Raw genomic sequence first — 16,665 nt, 5'->3', positions numbered from 1 at the left:
AAGTGAGGCGTCTCCATGGAAGGCATTTTAGACCAAATTATTAAGGGCGAATTGCCCGAGCAGGCGACCCTTGCGGTGGTTCGCGGCGTCTTTCCTCTGGAGATCGAAGATCAGTTGGCCGCGTTATTCCATATTTGTGAGGCCGATGAGGCCATGTTAGAAGAGGCGCGTGGTACTGTCGCCGGCTACAGTGAGGATGTGCTTAAGCCGTTTTTTCAAAACCGGGATCAGCGGGGGGAGCTGCTTGACTTCTACCTGCGCCGTTTCCTTTTTCCGCGTTCTGTTACCGAGGTGCTGTTGCTGAATCCCGCCATGCCCGCGGTTGCCTTGGCCGAGGTTGCACCGGAGTTGGAAGAGAACGTGTTGGATTTGGTGGTGAACAACCAGGTCAAAATCCAGGAGCATCCGCCGCTTGTTGATGCATTGCGCAGAAACCCTTCGCTGTCGGTCATTCACACCCAGAAACTTGAAGAATACGAACGTCTGCTCCTGAAGGAGTTGGTGTCAACAGACGAGGAATTGGCCGGCAAAAGCGCCAAAGAGATCGAAGAGGAGGCGATTGCCGAGGCCAAACGGTTTGTTGAGGTGTTTGGTAAAGAAAAGGAAAGTGTCAAAAGCAAAGTTAAGAAAAATGCCGCCGAAGCCAAGGAGAAAGAAAGCAAGGATCAGGGAAACAAGGAAGAGGCGCCCCGTTCCGAGTCGCTGAAAGATATTGCAGGCGACGCCGCCAAACAAAAGCGGCCCGTCCTTGAGTTGATTCAGGAGATGTCGATTCCACAAAAAATTCAGGCCGCGATCAAGGGTGACCGTGAGTACCGCGGTGCTTTGATTCGCGATTCGAATAAATTGGTTTGTTGTGCCGTGATCAAATCGCCGCGGGTTACCGAGTCGGAAGTGGAGTTTTACTCGAACTTGAGAAATGTTCAAACGGATGTGTTGCGGCTGATTGCGCAGAATCGCGAGTGGATCAAGAATTATAAAATTGTGCTGAATTTGGTTAAAAACCCGCGAACACCGCTGGCGTTTTCTATGAAGTTGATGCCGCGTCTCAATAAGGCCGATATGCGATTTTTGGTGCGGGACAAAAATGTGCCGGAAGCATTGCGTACCTTGGCACGGCGTTCGATTCGGACTGGGAAATAAGCCGTTTTTTAGGGGTGGATCGCGGTCTTTGCATGGATAAACAGCGGGGGAAACCGAGATTTATTGATGATCGTAATTGACAAGTAGTCACATCATCCTAAAATGGTGAAAAGACGTTTAAGCTGAGAGGCATTGACACTCGAATGGATCATTACCGAACCCTGCAGGTTTCGCGTCATTGCTCGCGAGAGGAACTTCACAAAGCGTTTCGGCGGCTTTCTAAGTCGAACCACCCCGATAGTTTTCCTGAATCCGAGCGCGACCAAGCCGAAAAGAAATACCAGCAGATTGTAGTTGCGTTTAACACGCTCAAAGACCCCCGCCAGCGCGAGAAGTATGACAAAACCCTTGATTTAGGCGCCCCGGCCGGGCGCCCTCAGGTGGATGAGTCCAACGAGGCACGCGCCGCCCGTTATCTCAAGATGGGGCAAATGCGTTATGAAAAGAACCTATATGACCAGGCGGTCGAAGCGCTCAAGCGGGCTGTGTATTTTCAGGAGACCGCCGAGGGCTGGTTTTACAAGGGTTTGGCTGAGATTAAGGTGTCGGGCATGGGGAAAGAAGGGGTGCGTAGTTTAGAGCGCGCCATCTCCATGGATTCACGGAACGGTTCTTACTATGCTGCTTTGGTTCGCTCCCTGATGCACTTCGGTCTCAAAACGCGGGCGCGCAACGCGCTCCAGAAAGGTTTGCAAATGGCGCCGGGTGATCGAGAGTTGCGCGCGTTGGCTCGGGAAATGGAGCCTGAAGAGGTCCAGAAAGACAAAAGCGCCAAAAAAGGCGGCTTGCTGGGTGGATTGTTCGGCAAAAAGTAGGAGACGGAATCTTGCATTTTCAATCATATGTTGCCACGGATGTCGGCATGAAGCGAAAAGCCAACGAGGATAATTTCTGTGCCAATCGGGAGATTGGTCTGTTTGTGGTGGCTGACGGCATGGGGGGTCATGCCGCCGGTGAAGTAGCCAGTCGGTTGGCGGTGGAAGAGATTGAAACGGTTTTGCTTGAGTCCGAGGGCGACGAGAATTGGACTTGGCCGGATACCTACGATACCGGTGTCTCTCTGACTGCCAACAAGCTGCGTTTTGCCATTAACCTCGCTAATGAAAAAATTCGTCGAACCACCATGGAGCGTGTCGAGTGTCGCGGCATGGGGACCACCATTGTTGCGGCGATTGTGCGAGGGGTCCATTGCACCGTGGCCCATGTTGGCGATTCGCGGGCTTATCTTTTTCGCGGTGGCAAGCTCTCGCCGCTGACCTCGGATCACAGTTGGGTAAATGAGCAGCTTAAGCAGGGGTTTTTGACCCTGGAGCATGCGCGCAACCACCCCTTCCGGAATGTGATCACCCAGGCCCTTGGCAGTGGTGCCGAGGTGAAGGCCGATTTAAAGGATTTGTTGCTTAAGGGCGACGATCTGTTGCTGCTCTGTTCCGATGGGCTTAACTCGATGTTGACCGATCATGAAATTCACGGCATTTTGCTGGAAAACCGTGAAGCGTCGCTTGATGAAACCACCCACAAGCTGGTTGACGCCGCCAATCGGAAAGGTGGCGACGACAATATTACCGTTGCCTTGGTGCGAATATGTGAATAAGGACGCATGTTTGACGTCCTTTTGTGTGAGCAAGCGCAAACTTGGCAGCTTAGCCCCAATTACCCCCCTTCCATCTGCCTTCTTTTCGGTTAAAGTGTTTTCAGACGCGCTCCGATGCACGTGGCGAGCGCGTGTGTTGTAGAACGGGACCTTTCAGTGGGAATGTGATTCTTAGGCGACGGTGCTCAGGTGCCGCCGTTGGGATCCAAGCAGGGGCTGATAATACTAATAGCCGTTATCTGTCCTAATGACATGAATAATGGGTTATGGCCGTGTGTCGCGAAGATGATTTCCGCCGCGGTGGACCCGCGGCGCGCCCGCCGAGGCTGGTAAACAACAAGTTTGCCAAGGGCTTCGTTCGGGATCACGCGAAACTGACCGGCGCGTCACGAAGCGCTAATAAACGGCGAGGCGGGCTTCCCGGCGGCAAATAATTCCCGAAAAACGTTAAACGTTTTCCGGGATAAGCCGATGTTAATGTAGCTTGACTCCCAAACTTGGAAAATGCTAATGTTTCCACACACTTAGTGTCCATAAGTTTGATTTTTCTTGGGTTATGCATGGATCAAAGGGGGCGATTGTGCTGTTTAGGAAGTCCAAGGGGCTTGTCGGTCTCGACATTGGTTCCAGCGCGATCAAGCTGGTGGAGCTGAAACCGTTATCCAAAGACGAAAACAAGTGGAAGCTGGTGAACCTGGGTGTTGCCCACCTGGCCCCGGAAGTGATCGTCGACGGTTCGATCATGGATAGCAGTGTGGTCGTCGACGGTGTTGTTCAGTTGTTTAACGAGAACAAGATCAAAACGAGTGAAGTTGCTATCGCCGTCTCAGGTCACTCGGTGATCATCAAAAAAATCACCATGGCCTACATGTCCGAGGAAGAACTTAACGAATCAATTCGCTGGGAAGCAGAAAGCTACATTCCCTTTGATATTGATGATGTGAACTTGGACTTCCAGGTTCTGGACGAAGGTGACCGCGGTGACGGCAATATGGATGTATTGCTGGTGGCCGCCAAAAAAGAAAAGGTCTCCGAATATGTTAGTGTGGTTCAGCAGGCCGGTCGCGCGCCGGTGACCGTGGATGTCGACTCTTTCGCGCTGCAAAACGCACTGACCGCAAATTACGACATTTCCGACTTTCAAGTGACCGCGGTCATTAACATTGGCGCCTCTGTTATGAATATAAATATCATGCAAGGGAATAACTCCATTTTCTGGCGTGATATTTCTTTTGGCGGCAATGTCTACACGGATGCCATCCAAAAGGATTTAGGCGTCGACTTTGAAACCGCTGAAGTTTTAAAACGCGGTGAGTCGGCCGATGACATCAACTTTGAAAGTGTCATCCCCATTCTTCAGAGTGTTACCAACGACCTTGGTGTGGAAGTTCAAAAAACCTTTGATTTCTTTAAGGCCACCACCTCCGCGGAAAAAATTAACCGCATTATGTTGACCGGCGGTAGCTCCAAGGTTCTCAACCTCGACCAATTTTTGTCGGAGCGATTTGAAGCACCGGTTGAAATGCTGAATCCTTTTCAGAACATCAGTTACAACGAGAAACAGTTTAACCCACAGTTAATACACGATTTGCGAGCGAGTGCCGCGATTGCGGTCGGTCTGGCGATGAGGAGGGTCAACGACAAATGACCATGATACGCATCAACCTTATAGCCGAGCGGAAAGCCGGCGCGCCTAAGGCTCAGAAAAAAGCGACACGCCAAGCCAGTGATTTGGAAGAGAACCTTATTCTGATCATCATGGTGCTCGTTGCCTTAGGTGCTTGCTACGCCAATTACTACGTTTACAAGCAAGAGCAGCAAGAGCTTTTGGCTGAAAAGCGTGCCTTGCAAGCCGAGTATGACAAACTGAAGGTTTGGATCGACAAACGGGAGCAATTTGAGATTCAAAAAGAATTGCTTAACGAGAAGATTCAGAAAATCAGTCAACTCAAAGACCGACGCCAAGGCCCGGTCAAACTTATGGAAGATATCCATAACGTTTTACCCGAGTCCGTGTGGTTAACTGATGTGACCCAAGGCTTGGACAAAAACCTGCTGAATGTTACCAAATCCGGACGACAGCGGGCCAAGGGCGGAAGCCAGCGTGGTATCACCGATATCAGGGAAGTTCGCATCAGTGGTTTTGCCAAAAATACCGATGCGATTACGACCTTTGCGCGAAGTGTTCAGGGGATGGAAGATCGCTACTCAGAGCTTGATCTCAACCAATACTCCATGGCGAGCGACAAAATCGACGAAGGTAGTGGTTTCCAATTCTTGCTTTATTTCAAAATCCAACCCGCGAATGCCGGTAAGGCCAAGCAGGAAGGAGGCACCCCGTGAAGCTCACCAAACTGCACCAGTTGTTGGCCGGCTTTGTCGTGATCATTGTCGGTTTGTTGTTCACTAACTTCTTTTTCCTCAAAGACGTGAAGTTAGGAATTGAACGTGCCAAGGCGGATATTGAACAACTCAATACCGATATTTCGGTTGCAAAAAATATTCAAAATACCGCGAATGAACTACAAGAACAGATGACCCATCTTCGCGCTCAATTGGACCGTCTTAAAAAGGTACTTCCTGTTGATATTAACAAGCCGAAATTCCAGGCGGATGTGAAGCGCTATGCCAACGAAAACGGCATTGAAATTGTTGGCGCGGTTAGCAATAAGCCGGTTATCGACGACGTCATTGTAGAGCACCCTTTTGCCTATGAGGCAGAGGGCAGTTTTCACGATTTTGGTCGCTTTTTTGCCCAGCTTACCAACTACCCTCGCATTGTGAACATCAAGGGTTTGAGTTTGAGCAAATCGGAAGAGGCCGCGCGAGGCGCGGTCGCCGCGACTTTTGTTGTTTCGGTTTACTCTTATCGGGAACCGACACCTGAAGAACTGAAAGCGCAAATTGAAGCCAAGAAAGCTGAGGCTTCCGGTGGAAAGAACAAGAAACGCAGAGGGAGGAGGTAGATGGCTATGAATTGGCTGAGAATCGCCGCTTTTTCCGCTTTCCTCCTGACCGGTTTATTTGTCTGGGCACAGGAACCGGCTGAGGAAGAAGATGATACCCCGATCACCGGTGGGATAACCTATTCACCCGTCGTCCCTGAGGACGAGTTGCCGCGTGATCCCTTTAAATCACCTTTTGAAATCGAAAAAGAACGCGAGGCGACGGTTACCGTCGCCACCGGCATTCCGAATGCCGAAAACCGTCTGCCCCACTCGATTTCGGAAATGGATTTGAAAGGTATTTACCTAGATGCCCGGACCGGATACTGGGCCATTTTCTCAATCGGTGGTGAATACGATTGGTTTCAAGTTGGCACGCTTTTGCGCGACGCCGACTTGGTTAACATTACTGATAAGGCCGTCTTCTTCAAGCACTATACCTCGGAAGACAGTGATCACATTCGTGAAGTGGTTAAAGAATTGCACCGTGGTGAGGAGTAGTCATGTTTAAGAAATGGATCGCTGCTTTTTGTTTGTTGTTCAGTGGCGCAGTCATTATTGCCGGCGATGTTGTCATCGAAAAAGCGGTGCCTATGTCTAATGATGGGAAAACATCGTTGGTCGTTTTTTACGAGGGCGCACCGCAATTAAGTTTTTTCGCGCTGGACACGACCGAGGGCGTTTTCTCGGTTGATTTTCCCGGCGCCACCAGCGAAGTCGATTTCAGCGCACTCGCCTTTCCCCAGGTTGAAAAAATTGTTCAGGAGCCGCTCGATGTGGACGCCGAAAGCGGGATCCGTGTTCGCTTTTTCCTGAACGGTTCAGTCAACTGCTCTGTTTACGACGGTGCACAAGGTGAAGTTACCTTATTCTTTAAATCCGAACTTCCCGAAACGGAAGCAGCGGTTGTTACGGCCCATGAGGAAGTTGAAAGCTTGCCCCAATCCGCGCAGCCGGTGGTCACGCAGCTTGATGGTGGTGACGGCTTGAAGCGTTTGGCACATGTCGACGCCGCCGACTACGACGATTATGGCGTGTTGCGCCTTTCCGTCGCGGGTCTCAAGGAATACCGTACCTTCTATTTAAAAGAACCCAACCGCTTTGTCATTGACCTGAAGGAAACCCTGGTCCGCATGAACGAGCCCAACATTCGTGTTGAAGGCGCGCTGCTTCAGCAAGTTCGTGTTCGCCAATTCCAACGGGAGCCACAGCCCATCACGCGTTGTGTGCTGGATCTCTCCGGGAAAGTCCCGGTGACGATTCGTGAGACCGAAGGTGGATTGGCACTGGTTTACGGTGTAGACGAAACCCGTTTGGCCCAGGCCGTTGCTTTCCTGGAAAGCAACGCAGCCGACTTGAAAGAAGCGGTGGCCGAGGCGACGATTGTTGAAGAACCCGCCGCTGAGGTGGTGGTTGCCGATGTGGCGGACACCGTTTCCGAGGTTAGCGAAGCTTCTGTAGCGGAGACGGCCACTGAAACCCCGCAACACGACACCAACGATGAAACCGTCGCGGTTTCAACAAACGAGCAAGTTGAGCCCTTAAGCCAAGCGAGCGCCGCCGCTGTTACCGAAGCCGCGGATGTTCAAACTGAAGCGCATGAGGCCCTTGCGGTTGAACCAGAACCGGCGGCAATCGAGTCCGCGGCGCGTGCGATTTCCGCTGAAGCCGATACGACTGATGCTGTGCAAATGGTTACGGAACCATCCGTGTCTGCCGCGCGGGAAGTTGACGTTCCGGTTCAGAATCTGCCCGTGGTTGCCGAGGTAGAAGCACCTGCAGCAGGCGTTTCTCAGCCCGCGGCTGAAACAGCGGAAGCGGGTTCCGTGGGTTCCTCATTGCCCGTTTTTGAAGAAGCAATGACCGCTATGGACGCGTTTGAGAAAAATAAAATCGTTGCATCCGCTGAGAAAGCGGATGATGTCATGCCTTCATTTACGATGGTTTCCGATCTTGACGAAGAAGTCACGGACGCCCTGGCCGGCGAAAATGCCTCCGGTAAGGAAAGCCTCTATAAAATGATGAAGGGTCAACGCAGCACCCATTATGAGCTCGGAACCATTGTCGTTACCAATACCGCAATTGAGTCCTCCAAACTTTTGGAAATGCGCCCCATGTTGCAAGACGGTGAAGGCGATTCCAAAGACTTTGCGTCCTTGTTTGAAGAAAACGACGATCCCTACGAAACCATTGACGGTGGCGAGGTTGAATACCGCGGTGAAGAAATTTCCATCATCGACGTTAAAGACGCCGATGTCGTTGACTTGCTTCGTTTCATCGCAGACCAAGTTGGTATCAACCTTTACGTTGATTCCTCGGTTCGGGATGTTCGCGCGACCTACCGTTTCCGCAATATTCCTTGGGACCAAGCGCTGGACATCATCCTGACCAACGCGAACTTGGACAAACAATTTCAAAACGGTGTTTTGCGGGTTGCCACCACGGACAAGTTCCGTCGCGAAGAAGAAGCGCGTGCCGAACTTCGTCTGCAACGTGAACTGGCTGTTGATCCGGTAACGGTGACCTTCCCACTGAGTTATGCCAATGCCAAAGAAGTTGTTCCCATCGTCGAGGAATACCTCTCTCAGCGCGGCATTATCCTGATGGACGAACGCACCAACACCTTGATTATTGTCGATATTCCCAAGAAGATGACTGCCATTCGCACGCTCATCAAAAAACTCGACAAAATGATTTCCCAGGTCACCATCGAAGCGCGTGTTGTTGAATCTTCCCGCCGCTTCCTGCGTGAACTCGGCGTTCAGTGGGGTCTTAATGGTAACTACTCACCTGAATTGGGTACGGATACCGGTTTAGACTTCCCCAACCGCGTCGGCGTGGGCGGACCGCGTCAAGGCACGGTTGGTCAGAGTGGTTTGGCAGGTGGTTATGCCGTCAACCTGCCGGTTGTTGCTGAAAACCCCGCCGGTATCGGCCTGTCCTTGGGTAACTTTCTCGACAACTTCAAGTTGGATATCTCTCTCCAGATGCTGGAAAGCGATGGTGAAGGCCAGATCATTTCCGCGCCTAAGGTAACCACGCAAAACAACCAAACCGCCACCATTAAAAACGGCCAAAAAATTCCCATCCAAACCGTACAACGGGGCACGGTAACCACCACCTTTATTGATGCGGTTTTGGAATTGCACGTGACACCGCACATCACGGCTGACGAAACCATTATTCTCGATGTGAAAGTTGACAAATCACAAGCCGACTTCTCCAGAACGGTTAATGGTAACCCTGTTATTACCGTTCGCGAGGCCGAAACGAAACTGTTGGTTCGCAATGGCGGTACGGCCGTGATTGGTGGGATTTTCACGCTTAACGAACAAAGCTCCGGCTCGGGTGTTCCTAAGTTGCGAAACGTTCCCTTTTTGAAGCGTTTGTTCGGTTATGAATCAGAGCAATTTGAAAATGATGAGCTTTTGATCTTCATCACGCCAAAAATTGTCAAATACTAATCAATCAAGATCGGTCATGTTGAACCGTTGCTCGATAAAGGATGTTAAACCGATGTGGAGAAAAAACTGGATATTGACGATCGCAGTTTGTGTGGTTGCTGTATTGTCACTGAGCTGTGGCGGTGGGGCGAATGACGATCCCCCTTCTTCCGCTGTTTTGTTGACGGTTGATGTCGATGGTAACGAAGGTGGCGCTTCTGATTTTGTAGCCGCCGAAATGGTTAAAAATGTGGCCAACACCACCGCCTTAGTGACGATTCGAGCCGCAACGTCAACCAATGCCCCGGTGGATCCAACCGTGGGTGTGATTACCCTGCGCCGCTACACGGTCACTTTTGAGCGCGTTGACGGTGGTTCCCCCACCTTACCCCCTGTTGAGGGCGTAATTAACCAAACAATTGAACCTGATAACATTACCCAGACATCCGGTGCCGATTCCCAGGCCGATGAAGACATTATTGTGGTTCCCACCAGTGCCAAGTTATTCTCCGATTTTGCATTGGCCTTTAATCAGAACCCCAATCCGGTTGAGTTCAACGCGACCTTCACCATTTTCGGTGACAACCGTGCCGGTCAAAATTTCGAGCGCACCGCCGGGTTCCGTCTGACCTGTGCTGTTTTCGGCGATACCGCCGAACTGGCACCCGAAATCCTTTCCTTCACGGAAAGTAAAAACGTCATTGTTGGCAACCCCTACCGTGCTTTCTGGAACACCGCGCGCCGCACCTTCCCCATTTTCGGCGCTTCCCTGATTTTGCCTTGGGGCCCTGAAGTCAGCATTCCATCCAACCAATTTCCGTTTGGGGGCGCTGAAGTCGATACCAGCTCGCTCATCAACGAAATTGCCCCGGGTGCTACCGCGACCTACCCGGCCGGTCAGCTTTTTGTGTTTAACGCTTTTGGTAGCGCAAGCCGGGTAGCCGACGGCAGTACCATGGATGTGACTGCCCCGGTTGCGGGTGGTAACAGTGTTTCCATTGATCAGTTTTTCCCTGATCGCGACACGATCAACGTTGGCGAATCGGTAAACCTTAACTGGTCCATCAGTGGTGGTCCCGACCGCTTGTCCATGCTTCCTGCTTCTTTTGGCGGGGTTCCTGTTGACTTTGGCGGCAAGAACTTGTCATTTGACGCCATTGAAATTGCGCCGACCCAATCAGTGACACCTTTATTGCGTGCCGAGAAAAACGACGGCTCCTTCGCTGAACAGTTTTTGTCGCGCACCATTCAGGTAAATTCGCCAAATGCAGGCGGCCCGCCTACGGTTGCTTTCTTCTCCGCCTCGCGTGATTCCGCCCCTGTCGGCAGTCAAATTGTTTTGTTCTGGAACATTCAAGGTGAATTTTCTAAAGCTGAGTTGTTCCCCATCAATGGTTCTCGCGTTGAGGTTACCGACCGTGACAGCTTCCTGACGCCGCCGGTTAACCTGGAAGGATCACAGGTCTACACTTTGGTTGTGACCGGTCTTGACGGAACTTTTGTGAACCAAACCGTGACGGTTTCTTATACCCTTAACGACAATGAGCAAATTGAAATTTCGGGTCTTGACCAAGAGCCCGGCACCTCGCTTCCCAACGGCGGCACTGCTTCCTTTAGTTTTGTGGTGACTGATCCCGAACGCCTTGATTCTACGTGGCGGGTTCGCCGCATTGCCGGTGACCGCGCGTCCCATTTCCCCACCGAAGGCCGTATCGACGATGGGTTGGGTGACGCGAGCGTGGCGGTAAGTGACGGTCTTGATTTCAACAATGGTTACATTGTTTTCGAAATTTCCGCCTGGGATGACAACCTCTTTGGTCTTTCACCCGGTTCCACCCGCGACGTTCTTCTGGTGACCTTTCAAACACCGGAAGAGTCGGTGGACACCAACAATGAACTTCCCGCAATTACCGAGGGCCCGACCTTCATCGAAGCCGGCGACTCCCCGGAAGACACCATTCCCGGTGTGATCGGTGTGATCACCTTTGCATTCGCCGATCCCGATACCCAGTCTTTGGAATGGTCGATTCGGATCATCGGTGGTGATTTCGGTGGTGATTTGACGCCTAACTTCGGTCTGAGTAACACCGGTGAAGGCGAAGTTTCGGTTCAGTACCGTGATGATGCCGATACCCCCGACGATCCCGTTATCTTCGAGGTCCGCGTTGAAGAGCGCGGCGTGGAAAATCCCCAATTTGATATCGCGGTGCTGCGTGTTGATAAAGGGACGACCACCGTCGGTGGCGGTGGCGGCGGCGGCTCCGGCGGCTCCGGTCCGATCTCGCTTGGTTTTGATGGTTTGTACGCCAACCTGTTTGGTGGTGTTCAGGAGACCCAAGTCGTCCGCGACTACATCCTGTTCTTCCCCGGTACCGGTAGCGGCAACATTTCTTTCTTCCGCAACAGCGATCTTTCCGGTGAAGTTGACGGTGCCTCGGCGATCTTTGATTTCGCTCACAACACCAGCGATCCCGGCCGTATTACCGATGCCGACTACGCGCGCAACTTCCAAACGGCGGGTACCATCGACAACAACGGTGATATGAGCTTCGCGGGGTACTTTGCAAACGCGGGCGCCAATACGGCATCGAGTAATGCGCCGATCCCCAACGGGGTATCTCGCTGGTACATGCCTTTCAACGTTAACTCGTTCCAAAATACCGGCGGCGATTACAACCTTCCCGCTTCCGGTAATCAGGTATACCAAATCACGATTAGCGTGTCGGATGTTGATACCTCGACGGCGACCTTCAACCGTGCTCTGACGATTGTTGTTCCCGCCCCATGAACCGGTACATTGTCTCTTCGCTAGAGCAGCAGCTTCGGAACGACCCGACCTCTCGGGTCTTCCTTCGGCTGGCTGAAGAGTTCCGTAAGGGGGCTCTTTATGACAAGGCCGTCCACGTTTGCGAGGACGGTCTTCGTCATCACCCGCGTTATGTTCCGGCTTGGGTTTGCCTGGGCCGGTGCTATGAAAGCTTGGGACATCCCGATCAGGCGGATACCGCCTTTTCGAAGGTTCTAGAATTCGCTCCAGATAACCCCCATGCCCTGCGAGGCCTGGGGGTTATTGCGCTTGAACACAAGCAATTCGATCAAGCTCGAAACTATTTTGAACGGCTCCAGATCCAAGAGCCTGCTGATGAAAAAATACTCGAATGGTTGCAACAGTGTGATGAAGGCGCGCTTCAGGAAGAAGCCGAACGTATGGCCCAGGACATTGATCCCACCCGTACCGTTGAGATGACCAAAGGCAACCGAGAAATGTTGCTTGGCGACATTTCGGACACACAGGCGGTACCGGTCGACGCTTTGCCTTCGCCGCCATCCGCGCCTGCCTATGATCCCAAGGATTACGCAACCGATCCCGGTGAATTTGACGGTTCCGAAGAATTCGAAGCGACAGAAGCTTCGGACGCGTTGGATGAGATAGGGGACATCGATGATCTTGAAGACATCGACGAGGACGATCTCGAAACGCTTGATGACGATGACTTAGAAGATCTCGACGAGGACGATTTCCTCGATGAAGATGCGTTTGAACTTGAAGAAGAAGACGATCTCGCGGCAACGATTTCCGATGATGTTGCGGGAATCCCCGTTGAGACTGATGAATCGGGTTCTTTCGATGGTTTGGATGACGATCTTCAGCCGGCGGCCGTGTTCCTGCCTAAGGACGATCCCAAACCCGCGTCATCCGCTTTTGTTGAGGTGACCTCGGAATCAGAGCCCGCCCTGGTATCTGAACCGGAAACCAACGTGGAAGCCGCCCGCTTTGACACTGCCGGTCTCGCCGATGGCGAAGCGGCGCCAACCGATGTGGACGATCCTTTACCGGCCGCTGCGCCCTTCGACGCTGAAGCGGGCGACCGCACTTTGGCGGATGCGTTGGTCGTCGCCCCCTCGATGACGGCCGATGAAGCCGCGGCCTTGGGAAGCGATAACGCCATTGAGTCGGGCTTAGAAGCACTTGATGCGGTGGCCGAGGAAGCTGAACGGGCCGCTCAAGAAATGGAAGCTGAAGAAGATGCCTTTGGCTTTGATTTGGATCCCGATGCCTCCGTGGATGCAGAAGTCACCGCGACCCTTATGGCCGAGGGTGGTGAAACCACCGATGATGAAGCCATGGACGCCATTGATCTTCACTTTGAGCGGGCATTGAGTGAAACCGACAGCGGCGTTTTGGAAGAAGATCTGGTGGTGGCCGCGCGACCGGCGCCCGCCGACGAGCCCTTGATGGGCGATCCCTTGTCTTCCGAGGAATTTGAATCTAAAATGACCAAAGGCTTAAAACACGAGAAAATGGAGCACTTTGAGCAGGCCGAGCAAATCTATCGGCTGTTGTTGCGGCACCGTCCTGGTGACGGGGTGGTGACCGGCCATTTGCAACGTTTGTTGGGCGTGTTGGCCGCGGAATCCAAGAAACGAAAGAAGATTCGCAAACTTTCAAACTGGCTGGATAAGATCAAAGGGGTTTACGATGTTTCATAGTCTAATCAAAGAGATTTGGTCAACAACCCCCGGACTTGAAAACGTTTTGCTTTCGGGTATCGACGGTATTGTCATTGCACGCCATCACGAGAGTGATAAGGATGAAATTGTTGCCGCGGAAGCAGCCAGCCTGATCAAAGATGTTCAGCGTTTTGGTGAAGAGATGGAAGCCGGCGCGTTAAAGGCGCTGACCGCACAGTACGAAGACACCATGATCGCCATCCAAATGGTGACGCCCGAGTATCTTTTGCTTGGGGTTCTGAGCGATGCTCAGTATTTGGGTTTGGTTCAGTACCGCTTCACCCTCAAGTCCTACGAGTGGTATTCGGCCATCGCCTGATCTTCCGATCCAATGAGCCACCGTTTGCGAACACCCGCTTGGTGGCGTTTCTTGCTCGGGCTGGACGGACGCTTTGGGTTTGATCCCTGCCAGGGTCTGGGCTAAGATGCCGAAGAACCAATCATGCAACGCCTTTGAAGCGATTTTTTTGGATGGGGAACCATGGAAGTTAAAGATTTAAAAGAACTGATCAAGTTGTTTTCCGATTCCAACGTGGATCAATTGTCCCTGGAACAAGAGGGTTTTTCCCTGCAACTTGGCAAAGAAAAAACCGTGGTTACCACGGTTGCCGCGGAAGCGCCGGTCGTTACCGCCGCGGTTCAGTCGGCCCCTGCACCGGCGGCCCCGGCCCAGGATGAAGACGAGGGTTTGTTCATCGTGACCTCGCCGATTGTTGGTACCTACTACGCCGCGCCGAATCCGGGTGCCGACCCGTTCGTGGCGATCGGCGACCGCGTTCGCGTCGGGCAAACGCTTTGCATTGTTGAAGCAATGAAATTGATGAACGAAATTATTTCGGATGAAGCGGGCGAAGTGGTCAAGATCTACGTCGAAAATGGTGAGGGCGTCGAATTCGGCCAAAAGTTGATGGGCGTTAAAGTAGGCTAACCGTCCTAGAGACGGCGTTGGGGTGCGGCTTTTTATGTTTAAAAAGATTCTGATTGCCAATCGTGGCGAAATTGCGCTACGCGTTATTTGGGCTTGTAAAGAGCTGGGTATTAAGACGGTTGCTGTTTATTCGGAGGCTGATCGGCTTTCTTTGCATCGTCGCTTTGCGGACGAGGATGTCTGTATCGGACCGGCCCCGTCGAACCAGAGCTACCTCAACATTCCTTCGATTATCAGCGCGGCTGAGATCACGGGTGCCGAGGCGATTCATCCCGGCTACGGCTTTTTGAGCGAGAATGCCCATTTCATTGAAGTCGCCCAGTCCTGTAAGTTGCAGTTTATCGGGCCGGAAACCCACGCCATCCGCACCATGGGTAACAAGGCCATGGCCCGAGATACCATGAATGCCGCCGGCGTCCCGATTCTGCCAGGTTCGGATGGACCGATAAGCGATGTGACCGCGGCTAAGAAGTTGGCCGATGAGATCGGTTACCCGGTCATTGTGAAAGCCAGTTCCGGCGGCGGTGGTCGCGGTATGCGTGTCGTTAACAAAGCGGACGAATTGGTCGATGCGGTTAATTTGGCACGTTCTGAGGCGGAAATTGCCTTCGGTGACAGCGATGTGTACATCGAAAAGTACTTGACGAACCCGCGCCATATCGAGATTCAGGTATTGGCGGATCATTTCGGACACGTGATTCACTTGGGAGAACGGGAGTGTTCGATTCAACGTCGCCACCAGAAAATTATTGAAGAGGCCCCTTCACCGGTTATCACGGAAGAGATGCGTCAAAAGATGGGTCTCGCCGCCGTTGAAGCGGCCAGGGCCGTGAACTATCGCGGGGCTGGGACCGTTGAGTTCCTCTACAACGAGGACGGCACCTTTTACTTCATGGAAATGAATACCCGCATCCAGGTTGAGCATGGCATTACCGAGCTGGTGACGGGTCTTGATTTGGTGAAATGGCAAATTCGCATTGCCGCCGGCGAGAAGTTGAGCATCCAACAGAGCGATGTGGTGATGACCGGTCACGCGGTCGAATGCCGTTTGAACGCGGAGCACCCGGAAACCTTCCGGCCTTCACCGGGTTTAATTGAGCATTTTCACCTACCGGGTGGGCCCGGGGTTCGCGTGGACTCGGCCGCATATGCGGGTTATCGGGTGCCGCCTAACTACGACTCTATGATCGGCAAGTTGATGACCCACGGCGCGGACCGCGCGGAGGCCGTTTCGCGTATGAAGCGGGCATTGGGTTTGACGGTTATCGAAGGGATCGATACGAACATCAGTTTGCACACGCGCATTATGGATGATCCCTTTTTCCTGAAAGGCGACATGTCGACGCGTTTTATGGAGCAATTCTTTGCAAGGCAATCCAAGCCTGAATAAGGCGGTTTACTTAACCGGTTTTATGGGGGCGGGCAAAACGTCTGTCGGTATTTGCTTGGCGACGCATTTGGCGCTCCCTTTTGTTGACTTGGACGCGCGCATTGAAGCGGCCGAACAGTGCTCGATTGCATCCCTTTTTTCGGCGCATGGCGAGCCTTGGTTTCGGGCGCTTGAGGTGCGCACCCTTCAGGCGCTTACCACGCCCGCGGTGGTTGCACTCGGGGGCGGCGCATTTATCCAAGAACCGATCCGGGCGTTAATTGCTTCACGCGGTGGACTTTCGGTTTTTCTGGATCCGCCTTTTTCGGTGCTTTATGCGCGCATCGCCGGGGATCCCAATCGCCCACTGTCGCGTTCAAGGACACAACTGGAGACCCTCTATCAGAGCCGGCTGCCGGTGTACCGGTTGGCCGATGTCGTGTGGGTGCCCGGCGAAGCGGAGACACCCGCGGTGACGGGGGCGCGCCTGGCGGCAGTCCTAAAATGTTGCGTGCGTGGTTCTGCCGACTAATTCAACTGCAGTGGTTTTAACTGCCTGTTTTAGAAAGGGTTGGCGTTGCCGTTAGGGCCCCGCGGAACAGGCGGCGGTGAATCTCGACGGCAGGGTGATTGCGTGCCTTTGTCCAATTCGACGAACCGGGGAGGCTCTGCCGGCCGGGACGGGTAACTGTGTTTAAATTCAGATTGTTCGAAAAATGAATGCGGCGTAC

14 protein-coding genes are annotated in these 16,665 nt (G+C 52.7%); all 14 read left to right on the top strand.

The window, feature by feature from the left end:
* Nucleotides 1–15: 15 nt before the first annotated feature.
* The 14 genes from J3U88_RS16175 to J3U88_RS16110 all read left to right on the top strand — a co-directional run bounded on the left by J3U88_RS16175 (nt 16) and on the right by J3U88_RS16110 (nt 16,466).
* Nucleotides 16–1,143 (top strand): hypothetical protein, encoded by a 1,128-nt coding sequence (locus J3U88_RS16175; RefSeq protein WP_207859963.1) that lies wholly within the window; start codon nt 16–18, stop codon nt 1,141–1,143.
* A 143-nt stretch (nt 1,144–1,286) separates the two neighbouring features.
* The gene (locus J3U88_RS16170) at nt 1,287–1,958 is read left to right on the top strand and encodes a J domain-containing protein (RefSeq protein ID WP_207859962.1); all 672 of its coding nucleotides are present in this window, start codon (nt 1,287–1,289) and stop codon (nt 1,956–1,958) included.
* Between the two features lie 11 nt (nt 1,959–1,969).
* Nucleotides 1,970–2,737 (top strand): Stp1/IreP family PP2C-type Ser/Thr phosphatase, encoded by a 768-nt coding sequence (locus tag J3U88_RS16165; protein WP_207859961.1) that lies wholly within the window; start codon nt 1,970–1,972, stop codon nt 2,735–2,737.
* A gap of 580 nt (nt 2,738–3,317) precedes the next feature.
* On the top strand, nt 3,318–4,385 hold the full coding sequence (gene pilM / locus J3U88_RS16160) for a type IV pilus assembly protein PilM (protein WP_207859960.1): 1,068 nt from the start codon (nt 3,318–3,320) through the stop codon (nt 4,383–4,385).
* 2 nt (nt 4,386–4,387) lie between these two features.
* Nucleotides 4,388–5,080, top strand: coding sequence for a PilN domain-containing protein (locus J3U88_RS16155; protein ID WP_207859959.1), 693 nt, complete (start codon nt 4,388–4,390; stop codon nt 5,078–5,080).
* On the top strand, nt 5,077–5,703 hold the full coding sequence (locus J3U88_RS16150; RefSeq protein ID WP_207859958.1) for a type 4a pilus biogenesis protein PilO: 627 nt from the start codon (nt 5,077–5,079) through the stop codon (nt 5,701–5,703). The genes J3U88_RS16155 and J3U88_RS16150 overlap by 4 nt, the downstream gene beginning before the upstream one ends.
* A gap of 6 nt (nt 5,704–5,709) precedes the next feature.
* The gene (locus tag J3U88_RS16145) at nt 5,710–6,183 is read left to right on the top strand and encodes a hypothetical protein (protein WP_207859957.1); all 474 of its coding nucleotides are present in this window, start codon (nt 5,710–5,712) and stop codon (nt 6,181–6,183) included.
* Between the two features lie 2 nt (nt 6,184–6,185).
* On the top strand, nt 6,186–9,146 hold the full coding sequence (locus J3U88_RS16140) for a type IV pilus secretin PilQ (protein WP_207859956.1): 2,961 nt from the start codon (nt 6,186–6,188) through the stop codon (nt 9,144–9,146).
* A gap of 73 nt (nt 9,147–9,219) precedes the next feature.
* Entirely contained in the window at nt 9,220–11,913 is a 2,694-nt protein-coding gene (locus tag J3U88_RS16135; RefSeq protein WP_207859955.1) for a hypothetical protein, read from the top strand.
* Complete coding sequence (locus J3U88_RS16130) at nt 11,910–13,616, top strand: tetratricopeptide repeat protein (protein ID WP_279382553.1); 1,707 nt, start codon at nt 11,910–11,912, stop codon at nt 13,614–13,616. The genes J3U88_RS16135 and J3U88_RS16130 overlap by 4 nt, the downstream gene beginning before the upstream one ends.
* The gene (locus tag J3U88_RS16125; protein ID WP_207859953.1) at nt 13,606–13,956 is read left to right on the top strand and encodes a roadblock/LC7 domain-containing protein; all 351 of its coding nucleotides are present in this window, start codon (nt 13,606–13,608) and stop codon (nt 13,954–13,956) included. Before J3U88_RS16130 ends, J3U88_RS16125 begins: the two co-directional genes overlap by 11 nt.
* Before the next feature lie 162 nt (nt 13,957–14,118).
* Complete coding sequence (gene accB, locus J3U88_RS16120) at nt 14,119–14,565, top strand: acetyl-CoA carboxylase biotin carboxyl carrier protein (protein ID WP_207859952.1); 447 nt, start codon at nt 14,119–14,121, stop codon at nt 14,563–14,565.
* A 34-nt stretch (nt 14,566–14,599) separates the two neighbouring features.
* A complete protein-coding gene (gene accC, locus J3U88_RS16115) occupies nt 14,600–15,955 on the top strand; it encodes an acetyl-CoA carboxylase biotin carboxylase subunit (protein WP_207859951.1) in 1,356 nt (451 codons plus the stop codon).
* On the top strand, nt 15,930–16,466 hold the full coding sequence (locus J3U88_RS16110; protein ID WP_207859950.1) for a shikimate kinase: 537 nt from the start codon (nt 15,930–15,932) through the stop codon (nt 16,464–16,466). Before accC ends, J3U88_RS16110 begins: the two co-directional genes overlap by 26 nt.
* Nucleotides 16,467–16,665 lie beyond the last annotated feature (199 nt).

Origin of the sequence: Acanthopleuribacter pedis (genome assembly GCF_017377855.1) — a bacterium.
Classification (GTDB): Bacteria; Acidobacteriota; Holophagae; order Acanthopleuribacterales; family Acanthopleuribacteraceae; genus Acanthopleuribacter; species Acanthopleuribacter pedis.
Note: the sequence above shows the minus strand (reverse complement) of the source record. Positions and strands in the feature narration are given on the sequence as shown.

What these genes read in the sequence shown, in the direction of transcription:
- J3U88_RS16175 (WP_207859963.1), top strand. Translation starts at nt 16, where the DNA reads ATGGAAGGCATTTTAGACCAAATTATTAAGGGCGAATTGCCCGAGCAG.
- J3U88_RS16170 (WP_207859962.1), top strand. Translation starts at nt 1,287, where the DNA reads ATGGATCATTACCGAACCCTGCAGGTTTCGCGTCATTGCTCGCGAGAG.
- J3U88_RS16155 (WP_207859959.1), top strand. Translation starts at nt 4,388, where the DNA reads ATGATACGCATCAACCTTATAGCCGAGCGGAAAGCCGGCGCGCCTAAG.
- J3U88_RS16145 (WP_207859957.1), top strand. Translation starts at nt 5,710, where the DNA reads ATGAATTGGCTGAGAATCGCCGCTTTTTCCGCTTTCCTCCTGACCGGT.
- J3U88_RS16140 (WP_207859956.1), top strand. Translation starts at nt 6,186, where the DNA reads ATGTTTAAGAAATGGATCGCTGCTTTTTGTTTGTTGTTCAGTGGCGCA.
- J3U88_RS16130 (WP_279382553.1), top strand. Translation starts at nt 11,910, where the DNA reads ATGAACCGGTACATTGTCTCTTCGCTAGAGCAGCAGCTTCGGAACGAC.
- J3U88_RS16125 (WP_207859953.1), top strand. Translation starts at nt 13,606, where the DNA reads ATGTTTCATAGTCTAATCAAAGAGATTTGGTCAACAACCCCCGGACTT.
- accB (WP_207859952.1), top strand. Translation starts at nt 14,119, where the DNA reads ATGGAAGTTAAAGATTTAAAAGAACTGATCAAGTTGTTTTCCGATTCC.
- accC (WP_207859951.1), top strand. Translation starts at nt 14,600, where the DNA reads ATGTTTAAAAAGATTCTGATTGCCAATCGTGGCGAAATTGCGCTACGC.